This window comes from Bradyrhizobium sp. BLXBL-03 (assembly GCF_051853015.1).
GTDB lineage: Bacteria > Pseudomonadota > Alphaproteobacteria > Rhizobiales > Xanthobacteraceae > Bradyrhizobium > Bradyrhizobium manausense.
Genome location: NZ_CP182470.1, coordinates 5,974,092 through 5,993,295, shown reverse-complemented (window position 1 = coordinate 5,993,295; position 19,204 = coordinate 5,974,092). Strand labels below are relative to the sequence as shown.

The following is a 19,204-nucleotide window of genomic DNA, read 5'->3' as shown; positions in this document are numbered from 1 at the left end:
AAAAAAAGGGGCCTTGCGGCCCCTTCGTCATCTACCAGCGGTGCCAGTGGCGGTGCCGCCAGCCCCAGGGACGTCCGTAGAACGGGCGCGGGCCATAGTAACCATAGGCGCTATAATAGTTCGGGCGCCACCAGCAGCGGCCCCAGGCGTTGCAGACCATCCGCACCTGGTCGACCTGGGCGGCCGGACCGCCGGCGAGCTGATCAGCTTGGGGAATGCCGTTCGGCATCGCCGCCAGCGCTTGTCCCGACGCCAGCGCCGCGGTGCCGAGCGCAGCCAGACCAAGAACGGCAAGTTTGAGTTTCATCGCGATCTCCCTCGTTGGTGGCGGGAGAACCTGCGGCGCATCAATTGGTTGCTATCGCGATGCGGGGAAGTGAGGAATTTAATCTTGGTGAATGAAGGTTCAGCTTAGGTGAGAGTTCCTGGTGTGCTCGGTCTCTCCACCTCGTCATTGCGAGCCACCGGGTCCGCGCGAAGCGCGGCCCGATGACAGGCTCCGCGGAGCAATCCAGAATCCCACCGCGGAAGATTCTGGATTGCCTCGTCGCAAGAGCTCCTCGCAATGACGGTGGCGAGAGATGTGAGCTCACAGCGACGGAGGAGTCACTTTCCCCTGAACTGCGGCTTGCGCTTCTCCATGAAGGCCTGCCGGCCCTCGCGGAAATCGGCGCTGTCCATGCAGGCGGTGCCGATCGCCTTGATGGCGCCCATGTCGCGCGCGCTTTCGTCCTTCAGCACCTCTGCGATGGTGATCTTGGCGGCCTTGATCGCAAGCGGCGCGTTCTGCGAAATCGTCAGAGCAATGGCCATGGTCTCGCCCCAGAGCTGGTCGTCCGGGATCACGCGTTCGACCAGGCCAATGCGCAGCGCCTCGCTGGAATCGATGCGCATGCCCGTATACATCAACAGCCGCGCCCAGGACGGGCCGACCAGCGACACCAGATGCTTCAACCCGTCATAGCCATAGGCGATGCCGAGCTTCGCCGCGGGAATGCCGAACTGGCTGTCATGCGCGGCAATGCGGATGTCGGCCAGCATCGCGACCTGCATGCCGCCGCCGAGGCAGAAGCCCTGGATGCAGGCAATCGTCGGCTTGGGGAAATCGGCGAGCATCGCGCGCTGGGCCGCACTGCGCTTGCCGTATTCCTCGGACGCGGCCGCGTTGTGCCTGACCTTCTCGAACTGACTGATGTCGGCGCCCGAGACGAACGCCTTGCCGCCGGCGCCGCGCAGGATCACGACGCGCACCGCCTCGTCGTCGCGCAAGGACGTCAGCGCTTCGCCAAATCCCTCCCACATCTCCAGCGACATCGCGTTGCGCTTGTCGGGATTGTTGAAGGTGATGATTCCGACGCCGTCGGTGACCTGCTTGAGGATCTTGCCGTCGGCGTAGGGAGTCTCTTGGGACAGATCAGGCATCGCGCGCTCGCTTGTCGTTTGGCGAGGCACAATGTGCTGTCAGGCCGAGGCCCGGGTCAACCGCGGCCGGGGATGCGGCTCTGCATCCGCCCGTACCGCGATTGCATGCCTACTGCGCCATATGCGCGGTCAGCGGATGGTTGCCGGCATTGCTGAAGAACGCAGCCTCTTCCGCGGTGGCCTCGAGCAACTGCTCGTCCTGGTTATAGACGTCGTTGCGGAACTGGATGGTCTGGTCCTTGGTCATCCACGCCGTGAGATAGATCCAGGCCACCGGCACCTTCTTGGCCATGGCGACCTCCTGATGCTGACCGGTGGCGATCTCGGCGTCGATCGCCGCGCGCGTCCATTTCGGCTGGTCCTTGAGCAGCCAGGCCGCGAGATCGCGCACATTGTCGACGCGGGAGCAACCGTGGGAATCAAAACGGTAGTCGTCGCTGAACAGATTGCGCTGGTTGGTGTCGTGCATATAGACCGAATAGGAGTTCGGCATGTCGATCTTCACCGCGCCGAGCGCATTGAAGCTGCCGTTCTGCTGCCGCACGGTGAAGTTCGGCGTGTGCGTGCCCGACCAGTCGACCGAATGCGGATCGATCGGATTGTCGTGGGCGTCGAGCACCTCCATGTGCATGCGCGACAGATAGGTCGGGTCCTTGCGCATATGCGCTGAGATCTCGGTCTTGGCGATCGAGGAGGGCACCGTCCAGGTCGGGTTGAGCACCACGCCCGTGATCTGGGCCGTCAGCGTCGGCGAGGGTTTTTCGGTCTTGCCGACGATGATGCGATAGCGCCGCACCACGACATCGTTCTCGACCGCCTCGGCGAAGGCGGCCGGGATGTTGACCACGACGTAGCGTTGGCCGAAGGAGAAATTCGTGTTCTCCAGCCGCTCGAGCGAGGCCTCGAGCTGGCGGATGCGCTTTTGCACGGACACGTTCATCGCCGCGAGCGTGCGCGGCGTCATCGTGCCGGTCGGCGCAAGACCGTGTCGGGCCTGGAAGCGTTTCACGGCATCGGCCAGATCCTGGTCGAAGGCGCCGCTCGCCTTGTCGGCCGCGAGGTCACCGGAAAGGATCAGGCGCTTGCGCAGGAGGTCGTCATCGGCGCCCTGGACGCCGAGCGCGAACTTGGCGTCCGCGGCAATCGCAGGCCAGCCGCCGCGCACAGCGAGATCGGAATAGCTCAACGCCGCGTCCTTGATCCGCTGGGCCGTGCCCTCGTCATAGGTCGGCTCATGCGTCAGCGCGAGCGCCGCGGCGGAGCGGCTCTCGGCGGTCGACGCCGGGGCCGCGACTGCGGTTTTGGGCGCGGCGGCGTGAGCCGGGTTGGCGGTTGCCGGTACCGTCCCGGACGGGGCGGCGGGTTTGGGGCCGGCCTGGCCCGTGGTCTCGGTCTGCGCCAACGCGGACGCGCTGGCGAGCAGGCCCGTCGCGAACAGATTCGTGGCAATGATCACGGCAAGGCGTTTCGACATCTGTCTGGTCTTCCCCATGAGGACGAGGCCCGCAACGGACGCTCGCATCAGCAATTTCCGGCCGCCGTGCCGTGTGCGCCGATTCGTTAGAATCGGCGGCAATCTAGGTCGTCAGGGTTGAGGCCCCATTAAGCACAGCGAATTAAAAACCCCGCGCCTCCCAGTGCGAAGGCTCTCGATTGGTCGCTGCAGAGCAGGAATGGGTTCGCAAAATCAGCGCCGAATGGCGGGGCAATGACTAGAGAAAAGGGGCGGCAACACCGCCCAGAAGCCTGACCGCGCGCAGATCACGCATAGGCCAATCTGATCCGTCAGATCGGGTCCGTCAGTCCAGTCCAATCCGGCCACGCCGCCGTGACGTGGCGGATTGAACATCGGCCATGGTGGCCGGACCGCAGATCGGCTCAGCTTTCGTTCGCTGCGATCGATTCCATCAGCGAGACGAGCTGACGCTGCACCGTCTGATCCTTGATCTTGCTGTAGGCGCGCAGCAGGCGGAGGCTGAAAGCCGAGTCCAGGAACAGGAGGCTTTCGACTTCGCGGGCCTTGTTGTCGCCGTCATAGAAGAAGGTCACGGGCACGTCGAGAGCGGAGGCGATCTGCTGAAGCCGAGCCGCGCCGACGCGATTGACGCCCTTCTCGTATTTCTGGACCTGTTGGAAGCTCACGCCAAGCTTTTCGCCGAGCTCAGCCTGCGAGATCTTCATCTCGACGCGCCGCAAGCGGATCCGCTTGCCAAGCTCGATGTCCGGCTTGCCGGCACTGCGCTGCTTCATTCTCTTCGCCGCTGCTTTCATTTTGGTTTTCACCTTTGTTCTTCGGTTGAAAATCCCCCGAAGAGCTGGGTCAGGGGTTCGCCCATATACGAGTCCTTGAATTCATGCGGGGGCACGAATTCTTCCTTAAACCACGGGAAGCGAGCCGGATTGAAAGCTTCGATCAGCCAGTCAATCATGTGCCGCACGCGGGGAATCCGGCCGCTACCGGGATGGTAAGACAACCAGATATCCAGTGGTCGGTTCAATTCGACCTCCAGTGGAATCAACTTCCCGCCAAGCGCAATGGCATAGCTCGGGAAGACGCCGATGCCGGCGCCGTTCGCGACCGCCCAGTAGTTGGCGCTTGAGACGTTTGTCTTCATGACCAGGAGGTCACGTTCCTGAACGCCCGGGAAGAAGCTTTCAAAGGTTTCCTTGGCGGCGAGCTGGTCGGCGAATTGCAGCACCAGGCGGTGCTTGATCAATTCGTGGGCCGAGCGCGGCGTGCCGTATTTCTCAAGGTACTTTTCCGAAGCCCAGAACATCAGATGCATGCGGCCGAGCCGGACCAGCTTGACGTCGAGGGCCGAGGGCCGCGACAGATGGATGGCGACGTCGGCCTCGTGGCGGGAGACGTCGGCCGACCGCATCGCGCAATGCAGATCGACCAGGACTTTCGGATAGGCCTGCTGGAATTCGACCAGGCGCGGAGCAAGCCAGAACGTTCCCAACCCTTCCGTCACGGCGACGCGGACCTCGCCGGTGAGGGCGTTGGCGGTGGAATCGCTGGTGCGCAACACGTCGAAGGCCGCCGCCTCCATGCGCTCGACGGCAGACACCACCATCGCGCCTTCGTCAGTGAGATGGGTGCCGTGGACGTCGCGGGTGAACAGGGTCGTGCCGGTCTGGCGCTCAAAATCATCGATTCGGCGGCGGACAGCGTTGATCGACAGAGACAGACGTTCGGCCGCCGAGCGGAAACTGCCGCATCGAACGACTTCCAGAAATATGCGGGCCGCGTCCCAATCGGAGAGGCCGCTGAAATTTGTTTTTAGGCGTTCCTCCAGGGGAACGCCCCTTTCCGCCAAGGAGTGCATACAAGTCCCTTCGGACCGCTAAACTGGCAGAATCTAGCGCAAACCACAACCACGACGGGTTGGGGAACGGCGAGTTTTGAACGGCATACTTACCGCGCCTGATGTGGTATTGGAGTGTTGCTAGCGCCGGGAATCGGGCAAATTGTTGCTCGGAAGAGGGGTAGTTGTGCGTTCCGTTGCGAGCCTTGACGTGGCTGCGGGATTGCCGGGTCCATGTGGATCTCAGGACGGCGTACGCGATGACGCGCGTTCCCGGGACATGGATCGATCACACCTGGCCAAGCGTTTCGTCCTCGACCGTTCCGACTTGCGCCGCGAAGCAATGCCGTCCGGAACCGCAGTTTCGACGCAGAAACACGTTGAATTCGTATTCGAGGGCTCGGATCCCTCGTGCTATCCTTCGGTCGCTTGGGGGGCCGAGGGAATCACTTCAAGCACGTCTCCAGCCTGAAATAACGGAAAGAACGCCGGTGTCGCATACAGACGAACAATTGCAGTCGGTGCTCGAGACGCTCGAGGAGTGCCGCAAGGTTCTCAACGAGAGCAACAGCCGCGAGTCGGCCGAGCTGCTCTCGATCGTCATCCTCGATGTCAGGATGAAGCTCAAAGGAATCGACAGCGCCGATCTCAAGGCCCTGTGCGACGAAATGTTGCGGAGCGCCGCCAGCGCGCCGCCGCCCCCCTCCAAGCAGACGCAGGACCAGCCCCGGCGTCCGCTGCTCCGCGTGGTGAAGTAGCCGCGCCGCCGAATCTCGCTTTTTGGCGAGAATTGTGCGCGTCCCGATGCCGCACCTGTGATCACAGACGGCATCGGGAGGAGCCCTGGTTTGATCGCGCCTCTGTTGCGCATTCCCCGGCATCGGCTACACCAGAGCCGGTTCGGCCCAAGTCACGTGCGCAGTCCCCGCGCCCGGCCCGAGGGCCGGGGATGGCTCCGACTGCATCATGCAAAATGTTTCGATTCCCGCGGCGATGATTGCCGGTCTCGTCAGCTTCCTTTCGCCCTGCGTCCTGCCCCTGGTCCCGCCCTATCTGATCTATCTCACCGGCGCCACGATCGAGCACGTCGAGAGCGGCGAGCCTGACACGGTGTCCAAGCGCGCCATCATGATGGCGGCGCTGCTGTTCGTGCTCGGCTTCTCCACGGTGTTTGTGGCGCTCGGCGCCAGCGCCTCGCTGATCGGCGGGCTGATCCGCGCCTGGTCGGCGGAATTGTCGATCCTTGCCGGCATCGTCATCATCATCATGGGTCTGCACTTCCTCGGGCTGACGCGGATCGGCTTCCTGATGCGCGAAGGCCGGCTCCCGATCCCGAAGCCCGTCGGACTCTGGGGCGCCTATATCATGGGACTCGCCTTCGCGTTCGGCTGGACGCCGTGCATCGGCCCGATCCTCGCCGCGATCCTGTCGATCGCGGCGGCCGAGGCGACGGTGACGAAGGGCGCAGGTCTGCTCGCGGTCTATTCCGCGGGCCTCGGCATCCCCTTCCTGATCGCGGCGCTGATGATCGAGCAGTTCTCCACGCTGTTCGCGCGGATGAAGGGCCACCTTGTCAATGTCGAGCGCGCCATGGGCGTGCTGATGGTCATCACCGGCATCGGCTTCCTCACCGGCGCGGTGTCGAATGTGAGCATCTGGCTGCTGGAGACGTTCCCGATGCTGCAGACGATCGGGTAGAGCCGTGCAAATCAGAAGGTTCACACGCCGCGTTGCGGGGTCCAGTTCTCATTCACGACAAACCGCGCCATCGCCTCGCGGTCGACCTCGATGCCGAGTCCCGGATCGTCAGGCACGCGAACGATGCCGTTACGGTGCTCGATCGGCTCTTTCAGGATCGCCTGCCGGATCGGATGCTCGGTGCGGTCGAATTCGAGCATTGGCTCGAGCGGCGCCAGCGAAGTTGGCGTATGCGAGGGCAGCACCGCGAGGAGCTGCAGCGAGGCGGCGATCGCGATTCCGGTGCCCCAGACGTGCGGGTTGTAGCGGACGCTGAACGCTTCGCTCATGTCGGCGATCTTCTTGCATTCGGTGAGTCCCCCGGCCGCGCAAGTGTCGGGCTGGGCGATGTCGAGGGCATGCGAGGCAAACAGGTCGCGGAAGCCGAAGCGCGTGAACTCGCATTCGCCGCCGGCGATGGGAATGGAGAGCGCGGACCTCACCGCGCGATAGCCGGCGACGTCCTCCGGCGGCACCGGCTCCTCGAACCAGGAGATGTCGTGACGCTCGATCAGCCGTCCGAGTCGGATCGCGGCGACGGCATCATAGGCGTGGTTCGCGTCGACCATCAGAGCGACATCGCCGCCAATCGCCTCGCGCACGGCGTGCGTGACTGCAGCGTCTTCCTCGATGCCGAAGCCGACCTTCAGCTTTACGGCGCGAAAGCCTTCCGCGGCATAGCTGGCTGCTTCCTCCGGCAGATATTTGAGGGGATCGCCTGATCTGCGCCGGTAGAGCCCGGTCGCGTAGGCCTGCACCTCCTTGCGCGCGGCGCCTCCGAGCAATTGACAGGCCGGTACGCCAAAATGCTTGCCCTTGATGTCCCACAGCGCGATGTCGATGCCACTCAATCCCTGGATCACCACGCCCTTCTGGCCGTGATCGCGCAGGCGTGCATAGATCATCCGCCACAGCACGTCGGTTTGCAGTGGATCCTGGCCGACCAGCCACGGCGCGACGCCCTGCACGACGGCCGCAGTCATCCGCGCAGGACCGTAGCACTCGCCCCAGCCGGTCAGGCCGGTGTCCGTCTCGACCTCGACCAGCATGGCGGTGCGCGTGTCGTACCAGGCGCGCGAATAGGCGAAGGGCTGGGACAGTCTTGCTTCGAGGATGTGCGTCCGAATCCCAGTGATCTTCATCGTCCCGATCCCGTTCACCTTGTCTCGTCCAGCACGCATGTCACCGTGCAGACCACGCCGCGCGGCAGGAAGTCCACCGTTGCCTCGCCGCCGAGCTGGTCGCGGGCGCTGCGCTCGATCAGGCGCGAGCCGAAGCCGCGCCGCACCGGCTCCGTCACCGGGGGGCCGCCGGTCTCGGTCCAGATCAGCCGGAGCCGCGGCTTCGGTATATCGGCGATGACCTCCCAGTCCAGCGTGACCCTGCCGGTCTCGTTGGAAAGTGCGCCGTATTTCGCGGCGTTGGTCGCGATCTCGTGCACGATCATCGACAGCACCACCGCGAGCCGCGGCGAAAGCGGCACCGCCGGCCCTGACATGCGGATGCGGTCGGGATTTGCCAGCAGGAACGGCTGGAGCGCACGCGCGATCACGTCCCGCAGCTCCGAGCCCGCCCATTTCTCCTGGCTGAGAAGATTGTGCGCTTCGGCGAGCGCACTGAGACGCCCCTCGAACTTGGTCCGCTCGTCGCGGCTGGCGCTGCGAAAAGTCTGCACCGCGATCGCCTGCATCAAGGCCAAGGTGTTCTTGACGCGATGGTTGAGCTCCTCGACCAAGAGATTGTGCAGCATCTCGCCGCGCGCGATCGTGGTCGCCATCCTGACGGCGAAGGTGAGGCCGATCAGCAGCAGCACGCCGCCGATCAGGCTCGTGATCGCGATGTTGCGCCAGAGCGGTGCGATCAGCGAGCTTTCAGGGACCCCGGCGGCGACCGTCCAGCCCGTCAGATGCGATCGCGTATAGGCGGAGGCGAGGGCAATGCCGTCGAGCGACACCGATGAGAGTGCAGCCTCGTCGCTGCGAAACATCTCGGCGTAGAGCGATGGCGCGGCGCGCTTGCCGAAGGTTTCGCCAGGGTTGGGCACGCGGGCGAACACGGTGCCTGTGGTGTCGAGCAGAGACACCGTCCACTCCGTGTTGGGCCGCTGCTTCTCGACGAGAGTCTGGAAGATGCCGATGGGCGGGCTGAAGCAGAGGTCGTAGACGACTTCGCCGTCGCGAAACACCGGAACCTCGACGGTGAGAACCTGACGATGATTGTAGACGCCATTGAACAAATCGGAATATTGCGGTGCCTTGATCGCGAACAATCTCTCCACGATCGCCATATTGCCGCGTGGCGGCAGGCTCGCAGTGTCTTCCGTCGTGGAGGAAAACAGGATGCGTCCCTTGCTGTCGGAGATCAGCACGAGGCCGCTCTTGCCATATTGTTCGAGGAAGCCGAGCGCGATACTGCGAAAATTGACAAAGTCGTCGTTGCGGAGCGAGTCCGTGAGCGCCAGCACCTGCAACCCGCCGGTCATCCGCTGCACCTCGGAATCCAGCACCAGGCGCATGCTGCGTACGTTCTCCAGCACGCGGCGGGTCGCATCGCTGCGGTCCTGCTTGTAATTGTAGAACGCGATGCCGACGGCGAAGACGATGAGCGGCAACATCGTTCCTGTGACCAGGAGAGCGAGCCGGACCGGCAGGGTGAGCTTTGACAAACGCGGACGTCCCGATTCCGGCGCTTCAGCGCCGGATTATGATTTTGCAGAGAACCATACGGGCAGGAATTGCGCGGCGCCACGATTTTCGCATTGGGCGAGCAGGCCGAGGAGATTTTTGCAGCGCGGTCGCTGACGGCGCGGAACGTCGTTGCGTCAGCTCATGCTGATGGCAGTGAGCAGCAGGCACATGGCGTACACGGCCGCCAGGCTGAGCCCGGCAATCCGGGCTTCTCGATGCGGTGTCATGTGATCAGCTCCGAGAGAGCGGCTGCCCAGGAAGGCGGCCGCTCGTCCGGTTACGTCCTAGTCGATTTCCTGCACGACCGTGCGGGTGCCAGGATCGACCAGCATCACGCGATCGCCGGAGTAGACGTAGCGATATTGCGTCAGCGACGGACCCCAATCGGCCGGAACCGACTCGAGTTCGACATCACTTGGAACCTTCGCACCGACGATGATCTTTTCCTTCGTCGTCACCGGCCGCAGATGATGCTCGGTGACGTAGGATTTGATCCGCGTCCGGTATTGCGGCTCGATCTGGACCGCCGCGGCATGACCGGTTCCGGTCGTGGTCACCACGGTGGATTGTGCGAACGCGCCGGTCGAGACCATCAGCGCCGCCGCGGAAAGTAGGAACAGCTTTTTCATATCGTCCTCCTCATAACAAGCGCCGCACCAACATCTCACCGCCGATGACGTTCCCCGACGGATAGGAACAAATTGCTAGTTTTTCCCGTTTGCATCTGGACCGGGCGAGGAACACCCGGATTGGAGGAGGAGAGAATGAAGCTGAGGATCGCAACCGCAGCAGTGATGATCGCTGCATTTTCGTTGCCGGCGTTCGCGGCCGACGAGTTCTATGTCGTGCAGGACGTCAAGACCAAGAAGTGCACGGTGGTCGACAAGAAGCCGACGGACACGAGCATGACCGTCGTCAGCCCGTCGGGCACGATCTACAAATCGCGCACCGAGGCTGAGAGCGGCATGAAGACCGTCAAGGTCTGCACGTCAAACTGAGGAGGAAGCACATGCCAGTCTTGATTTTGTGGGCCGTGCCGGCCGTGCTGGTGATTGGCGGCGGCATCTATCTGATCGGTCATTTCCACTGATTCAAAACGAGCATCATGGCCGGGCTTGTCCCGGCCATCCACGCCTTGGCGAAGCCGAACGAAGAAGATTCGAGATGTCAGAGATTGCTCTCGGTGATCGCGGCATAGACCATGCTGCGTAGCTCGCGCCGGATCGGATAGGCGCTAGACGGCAGCACCTGGGTCATGAAGATCGTGATCAGTTCCTCGGCGGGATCGATCCAGAACGAGGTCGTGGCCGCGCCGCCCCAATTGTATTCGCCGGGGCTGCCCGCGATCAGCGTCTCGGCTGGGCGCATCGTCACTGCAAAACCGAGGCCGAAGCCGATGCCGTTATAGGTCGCCTCGGAGAACAGCGAGCGCGATACGTCCGGCAGTGCCTGTCCGCCCGGAATGTGGTTGGTCGTCATCAGCGCCAGCGTCTTCGGCCCGATCAGTCTGACACCACCAAGCTCACCGCCATTGAGCAGCGCCCGGCAGAAGGTGAGATAGTCGGCCATCGTCGAGCATAGGCCGCCACCGCCGGAGATGAAGGAGGGCGGAGACAAGAACGAACTCGTGGTCGGGTCGTCTTGCACCGTCAGGCCCTGCCGGCGCTGGCCGGCATGGAAGGTCATGCCGCCGCCGGGATCGGCGGAATAGCAGGCGGCGAAGCGATGCGCCTTCGAGACGGGCACATGGAAATCGGTATCCGTCATCCCAAGCGGATCGAGGATGCGTTGCTTCAAGAACTGCTCGAAGGGAATTCCTGAGATCTTGCCGATGAGGTAGCCGATCACGTCGGTAGAGACGGAGTAGTTCCAGGACTCGCCCGGCGAGAACTCCAGCGGGATTTTTGCAAGGCTCTCGATCATGGTCTGGAGCGTGCCTGATTTCTCGACCTCGCCGATCTTCTCGGCGCGATAGGCGGCATCGACGTTGGAGCGCTGCTGGAAGCCGTAGGTCAGACCGGACGTATGCCGGAGCAGGTCGACGATCAGCATCGGCCTTGACGGCGGCCGGGTGAGGAAGTTGGGCCCGCTGCCGGCGACGAAGACTCCGAGATTCTTCCATTCCGGAATGTACTTTGCGACCGGCTCGTCGATCGCGACCAGGCCTTCCTCGACCAGCATCATGAAGGCAACGCTGGTGAGCGGCTTGGTCATGGAATAGATGCGGTAAATCGTGTCGTCCTTGACCGGCGCCTTGCGCTCGATATCGGCAAAGCCTTGCACGGTGCTGTGGGCCACCTTGCCGCGGCGGTAGACCAGGAGATGCGTGCCGGGGAAACGGCCGGCATCGATGTACCGGGCCTTCAGATGGGCATCGACGCGGTCGAGCGCGGCCTTGGACATGCCCACGGATTCGGGCGAGGCGGGGGTAGGGGCGAGCATCGGTTCCTCCAGGCAGTTTGTCAGGCGTTGATAGCCGAAATGACGACCCTATTCCAAGCGGGACGCGCTTAACGCGGGGCTGCGGGTTGGTGTAGGCTCCGGTTCGGAACGCCGTCAAAAGCCCCGCCGGGCCAACGAGAAAATCCAGGGCAACGCACCATGACCCAGTTCAACGAGACCGAACTCACCGAAGCCGTCGTCAAGAGCTTCGACAACACGCCAAACCCGCGTGCGAAATTCCTGCTCCAGGAATTGGTGAAGTCGCTGCACGATTACGTGAGCAAGACCGGTCTCACCTTCGAGGAGTGGGAATACGCCATCGATTTTCTCACCCGAACCGGCCAGAAATGCACCGACACCCGCCAGGAGTTCATCCTGCTCTCCGACGTGCTCGGCGTCTCCATGCTGGTCGACGCGGTCAACCATCGCGATCGCGACGGCGCGACGCAGACCACCGTGCTCGGCCCGTTCTATGTCGGCGAGCACAAGGTCACCGCTCACGGCACCGACATCTCGCCGAACAATCTCACGGGCGAACGGATGTTCGTGCAGAGCCGTGTCACCGACCTCCACGGCAAACCGCTCGCGAACGTCCCGGTCGACGTCTGGCACGCCGACGATGACGGCTTCTATGATTCCCAGAAGGCGAATTACGACGAGGTCGGGGCCTCGGCGCGGGCGCGCTTCATCACCGATGCCGACGGCCGCTTCTTCTTCCGCACGATCTTGCCGTGCAGCTATCCGATCCCGACGGACGGGCCGGTGGGCGAGATGATCGTGCAGACCAGGCGCCATCCGATGCGTCCCGCGCATGTGCACTTCCTGGTCAATGCCAAAGGCTACGAGCCGCTGATCACCCACGTCTTCATGGACGGCGACAAATATCTCGATTCCGATGTGGTGTTCGGGGTGAAGGACGATTTGATCGCCAAGGTCGAGCCGCGCAACGATCCTGAGATGCCCGACGGCGGCAAGGCGAACGGGAAGTGGCACCTGATGAGCTACGAATTCCATCTCAAGCCCGGTGGTGGCATCGCGCCCAAACCGCTGGGGACGAAGGCGGCTGAACCGGCTTGAGCGATCGTTGCGCTAGCGCGCGTGGAGCAGTGCGAGCAGGACCACGACGACGCAGGCCAGTGTCACCGTTGTCAGCTTCCAGAACAGCAGCGGATTACGCTCCAGCAAAGGCGTGGTCCGCGTGCTGAGATAAGCCGGATTGGGGTTGCGCAGCTCGTAGGTGAATTCGAACAGATCCTCGTGGCGCTTGTTGGGATCGGGATGCAGGGCCTTCCGCAACGCGCCATCGATCCAGACGGGGACTGCGCGGTCATCGTGGCTGGCCGGACGATACCTCAGCTTCCACGCATCCGATCTTCCCCTGATGCGCGCGAGCTGGGCGCCATAGGGCAGGCTTCCGGTCAGCATCTGGTAGCAGATGCTCGCGAGCGAAAACATGTCCGACCGCGGCGAGCCGCCTTCGCCGAGAAAATATTCCGGCGCTGTGTACTGAACCGTGCCGAGGATCTCGGCGTCAGCCGGATTGGCGGCTGCTTCGATGACGCCGGCAACCTTGACGGCCCCGAAGTCGATGATCTTCGCCGTGCCGGTCTTGTCGATCAGAATGTTGTCCGGCCTCAAATCCTGGTGCAGCATCTCCATGCGATGGAAGGCGCGCAAGCCCGCCGCGACCTGGTCGACGATGCCGCGCACGGTTTCGAGGTCGGGGCGCGGATTGTCCAGCATCCATTGCCTCAGCGTCTGTCCCTCGATGAACTCGGTGGCGACGTAGAGATAGTTGCGCCGCCTGGATCGTAAGCGGGGCTTGAGGACGTGAGGGCTGTCGATCCGGCGCGCGATCCACTCCTCCATCAGGAAACGCTTCAGATAGGCGGCATCGTCGCGCAGATCGATCGACGGAATCTTCAGCGCGACCATCTCCTCGGTCTCGGTCTCGGTGTCGATGGCGAGGTAGATGTGGCTGCGGCTGGAGGCATGCACTTCGCGGACGATGCGATAGCCGTCGAACAAGGCGCGCGGCTCCAGCAGGGGCGGCAGCGGCAGTTCGGCCGTGCCACCGAAAATATCGACCGGGCCCGTCCGCGGTATCTCATCGATGCGCAGGATCTGTACGGTGATGTTGTCGTCGCTGCCGCGCCGGTAGGCCTCCTCGACCATGGTTTGCGCGGCTGCATCGAGATCGGCGGCAGAGGCTGCAAGGGTGCTGGTGACAAAGCGATGATCGACGAATTCGTAGGCGCCGTCGGTCGCCAGCAGGAAGATGTCGCCAGGCTCGACCTGAATCGCCTGGTAGTCGATTTCGATCTGCGGATTGATCCCGAGCGCGCGGCCGAGATAGGTCTGCTCGGACGAGACAATGATCCGGTGATCCTCGGTGAGCTGTTCGAGGGCCTTGCCGGCGATCCGATAAATCCGGCAGTCGCCGACGTGAAAGATGTGGGCTGTGGTCGATTTGACGACCATGGCCGTGAAGGTGCAGACGTAGCCCTTGTCGCGGTCGTAAGCATATTGGCTGCGCCGGGTTTCCGCGTGCAGCCACGAATTGGTCGCTTCCAGAACGCGCCGCGCCGAATGCTTCACCGTCCAGGATTCGGAGGTGCAGTAATAATCGGTCAGGAAGCTCTTGACCGCGGACTCGCTCGCGACCTGGCTCAAGGCGCTGCTCGAGATGCCGTCGGCCAAGACGACGGCGATGCCCTTCAGGCTCAACAGCGGCTCGGTCGGGATCAGCGCGCCGTGAAAGTCCTGGTTGACCGGCTTGCGCCCCTTGTCGGAGTGCTGCCCGATCGAAATGCGCAAGCCCCGGCTCATCCTCGCCACCAATGCAAAGGGAGCCTCACCCTAGCAGGCAAAGCTCCCTTCTTCGACAACGCTCCTCGTTGAACAGCGATCGCTCAGGCGGCTGCGCGCGGCTGGCTCTTTGCCGCCACCTCACGCTTCGGCTTGGTCAGCACATGCGTGGCGTACAAGGTCAAGCCGGTGAAGGCGAGGCCGCCGACGAGATTGCCGAGCACGGTCGGGATCTCGTTCCAGATGAAATAATCCATGATCGAGAACTTGGCGTGCAGCATCAGCCCCGACGGGAACAGGAACATGTTCACCACGGAGTGCTCGAACACCATGTAGAAGAACACCAGGATCGGCATCCACATCGCGATGACCTTGCCCGGGACGGTGGTCGAGATCATCGCGCCGACGACGCCGGTCGAGACCATCCAGTTGCAGAGCATGCCGCGGATGAACAGCGTCGCCATGCCGGCGGCGCCGTGGGCGGCGTAGCCGAGGGTGCGGCCCTCGCCGATATTGCCGATCGTCATGCCGACCTTGTCGGGATCCTGGGTGAAGCCGAAGGTCGTCACGAACGCCATCATGAAGGCCACGGTGAGCGCCCCGGCGAAATTGCCGATGAAGACGAGACCCCAATTGCGCAGGACGCCGCCGAGCGTGACGCCCGGCCGCTTGTCGATCAGCGCGAGCGGGGAAAGGACGAAGACGCCGGTCAGAAGATCGAAGCCCAGGAGATAGAGCATGGAGAAGCCGACCGGAAACAGCAGCGCGCCGACCAGCGGCTGGCCAGTGTTGACGTTGATGGTGACGGCGAACCATGCCGCGAGCGCCAGGATGGCGCCGGCCATATAGGCGCGGATGACCGTATCCCGGGTGGACATGAAGATCTTGGATTCCCCTGCGTCCACCATCTTGGTGACGAATTCCGAAGGCGCGAGATACGACATCGTCAGTTCCTTTGTGCGTGTGACCCTTGAGGCGCGGCCGTTGCCGGACCGTGCCCTGGTCAACCCGATCGGCTGCACCCCGCGAGGCGGGAGCGGGCGACCGGGGCGATGTCGGCAGACACTGGGATAACGTCACGATGACCGCACTTCGGCGGTTCAGCGAACAGGCTTCGCTATCCTAGTGGCCGTCGGAAGCTCGATGCCCCCGGGCGCACTGCAGTCATCGTTGACCTGCACATCGTGAAGCAATCGATGTGCCAAAGGCACGGCGTCCCGGGCGTGCGTCTGCCGGGCTCCTCCGCCACCCCATTTGCAGGGAATTGCTCAGCGCAAATTCCCCTTCCAGCGGGCCGCCAAATGGCCGGTGGCGAAAAACCAGGCGGTTGCACAACTCTTGCGCGACGCACAATCAACGGGCGAATCAGCATTCAAGAATTGAGCGAGAAGCCGAAGTTTGATGCAATTATAGGCTTGCTCAAAGAATCGCCACTGTTGCTAGCCGATTGCTTTTAAACATATTTTCCCAACAATCGGCGTTGGCACAAGGCTTGAATTACGAGTTCTGACGCCATCGACGCCGTCACAAGCAATCATCCAATCTGTGACACCGCCCAATCGGGGCTTTCCCCCGAGTGCGCCTCTTTGCGTCCGCGATTTGCCGGTGTCGCGCCTTCCTAGTGAAAGGAATTTTCCAATGAGGGAAGACAATCCGACCTGGATCTCAGACTGGAGACCGGAGGATGAAGCATTCTGGAATGCGACGGGCAAGACCATTGCCCGGCGTAACCTGATCTGGTCGATCGTGGCCGAGCATATCGGTTTCTCGGTGTGGCTGATCTGGAGCATCGTCGCGACCAAGCTGCCGCAGGCAGGCTTCCACTACTCGACCGATGAGCTGTTCCAGCTCGTGGCCGTCCCCGGCCTGATCGGCGCGCTGATGCGCTTCCCCTATACGTTTGCGGTGACGACCTTCGGCGGCCGCAACTGGACCATCTTCAGTGCGGCGATCCTGTTCATTCCGACGCTGTCGCTCGCCTACTTCGTGAGCCAGCCCGAGACGCCGTTCTGGTTGATGCTGCTGATCGCGTCGACGGCGGGCCTCGGCGGCGGCAATTTCGCCTCCAGCATGACCAACATCTCCTTCTTCTTCCCTGACAGGATGAAGGGCTCGGCGCTCGGCATCAATGCCGCCGGCGGCAATATCGGCGTCTCCAGCGTGCAGCTTCTGACCCCGATGCTGATGAGCCTTGGCGTCATCAACCTGTTCCAGGCGACGCCGGTCGGCGGTGTCTATCTGCAGAACGCGGGCCTGATGTGGGTGCTGCCGATCGCGATCGCGGTGTTCGGTGCGGTCTTCTTCATGAACAACCTGAGCTCGGCCAAGTCGTCGGTGAAGAACCAGCTCGCGATCGTCAAGCGCAAGCACACCTGGATCATGGCCTTCATCTACATCGGGACGTTCGGCTCCTTCATCGGCTACTCGGCGGCGTTTCCGCTGCTGATCAAGACGCAGTTTCCGACGGTGACGATCTCGATCGCGTTCCTCGGGCCGCTGGTCGGCTCGCTGGCGCGGCCGCTCGGCGGCTGGCTCGCCGACAAGATCGGCGGCTCGATCATCACCTTCTGGAATTTCATCGCGATGGCGGCGGCAACGATCGGCGTCCTTTACTTCGTCGGACAGAAGGACTTCACCGGCTTCCTCACGATGTTCCTGATCCTGTTCGTGACGACAGGCATCGGCAACGGCTCGACCTATCGCATGATCCCGTCGATCTTCCGCGAGGAAAACCTGTTCAAGGTGCGCGGCAAGGGCGATGCGGCGCGCGCGATGGCGCTGAAGACGGCGAGCATCGAGAGCGGTGCGGCGGTCGGCTTCATCGGCGCGGTCGGTGCCGTCGGCGGCTATCTGATCCCGAGCAGCTTCGGCAAGTCGATTGCAGCGACGGGCGGTCCGCAGGTCGCGCTCGCGGTCTTCCTCGTGTTCTACGCCTCCTGCCTTGCCCTCACCTGGTGGTTCTACCTGCGTCGCGGCCCGCAAACTGAAGGCGCGGCAAGCCTGGCCGAAGCGCGTGTGTGATCCTCGGCATGAAACACGCTTCTCCCCGTACGCGGGGAGAAGACTCTCTGATGACGTTTGACCCATGAACCTTGTTCGCAATGGCGCGGACAAAAGCAGACCGAAACAGACAGGAGACCATTGTGACGCCCGAACAGATTACCCTCATCCAGCAAAGCTTCGCCAAGGTCGCACCGATTTCCGAAGCAGCTTCGCAGCTGTTCTATGACCGCTTGTTCGAGGTCGCTCCCTCCGTGCGCGCGATGTTTCCCGAAGACATGACCGAGCAGCGCAAGAAGCTGATGGCCATGCTCGCCGCTGTCGTCGGCGGCCTGTCCAATCTCGAGACGATTCTTCCCGCGGCCTCGGCGCTCGCCAAGCGCCACGTCGCCTATGGCGCCAAGGCCGAGCACTATCCCGTGGTCGGCGCGACCTTGCTGTGGACCCTGGAGAAGGGCCTCGGCGAGGCCTGGACGCCCGAGCTCGCAACCGCCTGGACCGACGCCTACGGCGTGCTGTCCGGTTACATGATTTCCGAGGCCTACGGCTCACCGGCGCAGGCCGCCGAATAGGAGATGCCTTGTGAGTGAACCGCTCGTCATCGTCGGTAACGGTATGGCAGCCGCGCGTCTGGTCGACGAGCTCGCCAGCACCGCGCTCGGCCGCTATGCGGTCGCTGTGATCGGCGAAGAGCCGCGGCTCGCTTACAACAGGGTGCTGCTCTCATCCGTGCTGGCCGGCGAGACCGGCTCGCACGAGATCGAGCTCCGACCAGCGGAGTGGTGGCGTGATCGCGGCGTCACCGTCCGCTGCGGCTATCGCGTCACCGAGATCGACACCGGCCGCCGCGAGCTCAAGATATCAGGCGAAGAGAGCATGGAATATTCCAGGCTCGTGCTCGCGACGGGGTCGACGCCGCTGCGGCTCAACGTGCCGGGCGCCGATCTTGCCGGCGTGCATACCTTTCGCGACACCCGCGATGTCGACCTGCTGCTGACGCTGGCCGCGGCGAGGAAGCGCGTCGTCGTGGTCGGCGGCGGCCTGCTCGGGCTTGAAGCGGCCTATGGCCTTGCCAAGGCCGGTGCGCCCGTGACCCTGCTGCATCTGATGGACCGGCTGATGGAGCGCCAGCTCGACGGGCCGGCCGCCGATCTGCTCAAGACGCTCGTGGAACGCAAGGGCATCCGCATCCTGCTCAAGGCCTCGACCGCCCGCATCCACGGCGAGCGCCATGTCGAAGCCGTGGAGCTGGCCGATGGCAGCCGGATCGAGGCGGACGCCGTGATCTTCGCTGCCGGCATCAGGCCCAACATTGCGCTCGCCAAGGACGCCGGCATCGCGGTCAACCGCGGCATCGTCGTCAATGACGTGATGCAGACGGCGTCTGCCGACATCTACGCGCTCGGTGAATGCGCCGAGCATCGCGGCACCTGCTATGGCCTGGTCGAGCCGGCCTATGAGCAGGCGCGGGTGCTGGCCCGGCATCTCGGTGGCCGCCCCGCCGCCTACCAGGGCAGCGTGGTCTCGACCAATCTGAAAGTATCAGGCGTCAGCGTGTTCTCGGCAGGCGACTTCATGGGCGGTGAGGGCAGCGAGAGCCTCGTCCTGTCGGACAGCCGACGCGGCACCTACAAGAAGCTCGTGATTTCAGACGGGTGCCTCACCGGCGCCGTGCTGGTCGGCGATACCGCCGACGCGCTCTGGTATCTCGAGCTGATCCGCACCCGCGAGAAGATTGCCGCCATCCGGGCCGGCATGATGTTCGGCCGTATCCTCGCCGTTCCTTCCAAGGCTGCCTGA

The 19,204-nt window shown here is 63.3% G+C and carries 18 protein-coding genes; 7 read left to right on the top strand and 11 right to left on the bottom strand.

What is annotated here, in order from left to right; genetic code table 11:
• Positions 1 to 31: 31 nt before the first annotated feature.
• The 5 genes from ACNJX9_RS28680 to ACNJX9_RS28660 all read right to left on the bottom strand — a co-directional run bounded on the left by ACNJX9_RS28680 (position 32) and on the right by ACNJX9_RS28660 (position 4,751).
• A complete protein-coding gene (locus ACNJX9_RS28680; RefSeq protein WP_439405352.1) occupies positions 32 to 307 on the bottom strand; it encodes a hypothetical protein in 276 nt (91 codons plus the stop codon).
• A 299-nt stretch (positions 308 to 606) separates the two neighbouring features.
• Positions 607 to 1,422, bottom strand: coding sequence for an enoyl-CoA hydratase (locus ACNJX9_RS28675; RefSeq protein ID WP_439405351.1), 816 nt, complete (start codon positions 1,420 to 1,422; stop codon positions 607 to 609).
• 109 nt (positions 1,423 to 1,531) lie between these two features.
• On the bottom strand, positions 1,532 to 2,896 hold the full coding sequence (locus ACNJX9_RS28670) for a L,D-transpeptidase family protein (RefSeq protein ID WP_439405349.1): 1,365 nt from the start codon (positions 2,894 to 2,896) through the stop codon (positions 1,532 to 1,534).
• A 404-nt stretch (positions 2,897 to 3,300) separates the two neighbouring features.
• On the bottom strand, positions 3,301 to 3,672 hold the full coding sequence (locus ACNJX9_RS28665; protein WP_020608151.1) for a helix-turn-helix domain-containing protein: 372 nt from the start codon (positions 3,670 to 3,672) through the stop codon (positions 3,301 to 3,303).
• 29 nt (positions 3,673 to 3,701) lie between these two features.
• Positions 3,702 to 4,751 carry a LysR family transcriptional regulator gene (locus tag ACNJX9_RS28660; RefSeq protein ID WP_439405348.1) on the bottom strand — a complete coding sequence of 350 codons (1,050 nt, stop codon included), beginning with the start codon at positions 4,749 to 4,751 and terminating at the stop codon, positions 3,702 to 3,704.
• Between the two features lie 470 nt (positions 4,752 to 5,221).
• Between ACNJX9_RS28660 and ACNJX9_RS28655 the strand changes: the two genes are divergently transcribed.
• Both ACNJX9_RS28655 and ACNJX9_RS28650 read left to right on the top strand, forming a co-directional pair.
• Positions 5,222 to 5,488, top strand: a complete 267-nt coding sequence (locus tag ACNJX9_RS28655; protein WP_057753345.1) for a hypothetical protein — start codon at positions 5,222 to 5,224, stop codon at positions 5,486 to 5,488.
• Positions 5,489 to 5,696: 208 nt separating this feature from the next.
• Positions 5,697 to 6,428 carry a cytochrome c biogenesis CcdA family protein gene (locus ACNJX9_RS28650; RefSeq protein ID WP_439405347.1) on the top strand — a complete coding sequence of 244 codons (732 nt, stop codon included), beginning with the start codon at positions 5,697 to 5,699 and terminating at the stop codon, positions 6,426 to 6,428.
• Positions 6,429 to 6,448: 20 nt separating this feature from the next.
• Here ACNJX9_RS28650 and ACNJX9_RS28645 read toward each other — a convergent pair whose 3' ends face one another.
• The 3 genes from ACNJX9_RS28645 to ACNJX9_RS28635 form a co-directional block, all read right to left on the bottom strand.
• Positions 6,449 to 7,609 carry a mandelate racemase/muconate lactonizing enzyme family protein gene (locus ACNJX9_RS28645; protein ID WP_439405345.1) on the bottom strand — a complete coding sequence of 387 codons (1,161 nt, stop codon included), beginning with the start codon at positions 7,607 to 7,609 and terminating at the stop codon, positions 6,449 to 6,451.
• A gap of 14 nt (positions 7,610 to 7,623) precedes the next feature.
• A complete protein-coding gene (locus tag ACNJX9_RS28640; protein WP_057753822.1) occupies positions 7,624 to 9,081 on the bottom strand; it encodes a sensor histidine kinase in 1,458 nt (485 codons plus the stop codon).
• 357 nt (positions 9,082 to 9,438) lie between these two features.
• Complete coding sequence (locus tag ACNJX9_RS28635; protein ID WP_057753339.1) at positions 9,439 to 9,783, bottom strand: DUF1236 domain-containing protein; 345 nt, start codon at positions 9,781 to 9,783, stop codon at positions 9,439 to 9,441.
• 135 nt (positions 9,784 to 9,918) lie between these two features.
• On the opposite strand from ACNJX9_RS28635, the gene ACNJX9_RS28630 reads away from it, so the two are divergent.
• Positions 9,919 to 10,152, top strand: coding sequence for a hypothetical protein (locus tag ACNJX9_RS28630; RefSeq protein WP_057753337.1), 234 nt, complete (start codon positions 9,919 to 9,921; stop codon positions 10,150 to 10,152).
• Between the two features lie 169 nt (positions 10,153 to 10,321).
• On the opposite strand, the gene ACNJX9_RS28625 is transcribed toward ACNJX9_RS28630, so the two are convergent.
• Positions 10,322 to 11,596, bottom strand: a complete 1,275-nt coding sequence (locus ACNJX9_RS28625; protein WP_439405344.1) for a serine hydrolase domain-containing protein — start codon at positions 11,594 to 11,596, stop codon at positions 10,322 to 10,324.
• A 159-nt stretch (positions 11,597 to 11,755) separates the two neighbouring features.
• Between ACNJX9_RS28625 and ACNJX9_RS28620 the strand changes: the two genes are divergently transcribed.
• Positions 11,756 to 12,673 (top strand): intradiol ring-cleavage dioxygenase, encoded by a 918-nt coding sequence (locus ACNJX9_RS28620; RefSeq protein WP_439405343.1) that lies wholly within the window; start codon positions 11,756 to 11,758, stop codon positions 12,671 to 12,673.
• A gap of 12 nt (positions 12,674 to 12,685) precedes the next feature.
• On the opposite strand, the gene ACNJX9_RS28615 is transcribed toward ACNJX9_RS28620, so the two are convergent.
• Together ACNJX9_RS28615 and ACNJX9_RS28610 are read right to left on the bottom strand one after the other, a co-directional pair.
• On the bottom strand, positions 12,686 to 14,425 hold the full coding sequence (locus ACNJX9_RS28615) for a protein kinase domain-containing protein (RefSeq protein WP_439405342.1): 1,740 nt from the start codon (positions 14,423 to 14,425) through the stop codon (positions 12,686 to 12,688).
• An 83-nt stretch (positions 14,426 to 14,508) separates the two neighbouring features.
• On the bottom strand, positions 14,509 to 15,348 hold the full coding sequence (locus ACNJX9_RS28610) for a formate/nitrite transporter family protein (protein WP_057753329.1): 840 nt from the start codon (positions 15,346 to 15,348) through the stop codon (positions 14,509 to 14,511).
• 694 nt (positions 15,349 to 16,042) lie between these two features.
• Between ACNJX9_RS28610 and ACNJX9_RS28605 the strand changes: the two genes are divergently transcribed.
• The 3 genes from ACNJX9_RS28605 (at position 16,043) to ACNJX9_RS28595 (ending at position 19,204) form a co-directional block, all read left to right on the top strand.
• On the top strand, positions 16,043 to 17,425 hold the full coding sequence (locus ACNJX9_RS28605) for an MFS transporter (protein ID WP_439405341.1): 1,383 nt from the start codon (positions 16,043 to 16,045) through the stop codon (positions 17,423 to 17,425).
• 122 nt (positions 17,426 to 17,547) lie between these two features.
• The gene (locus tag ACNJX9_RS28600; protein ID WP_057753819.1) at positions 17,548 to 17,976 is read left to right on the top strand and encodes a globin family protein; all 429 of its coding nucleotides are present in this window, start codon (positions 17,548 to 17,550) and stop codon (positions 17,974 to 17,976) included.
• A gap of 10 nt (positions 17,977 to 17,986) precedes the next feature.
• Positions 17,987 to 19,204: an NAD(P)/FAD-dependent oxidoreductase gene (locus ACNJX9_RS28595; RefSeq protein ID WP_439405340.1), complete on the top strand. Its 1,218-nt coding sequence runs from the start codon at positions 17,987 to 17,989 to the stop codon at positions 19,202 to 19,204.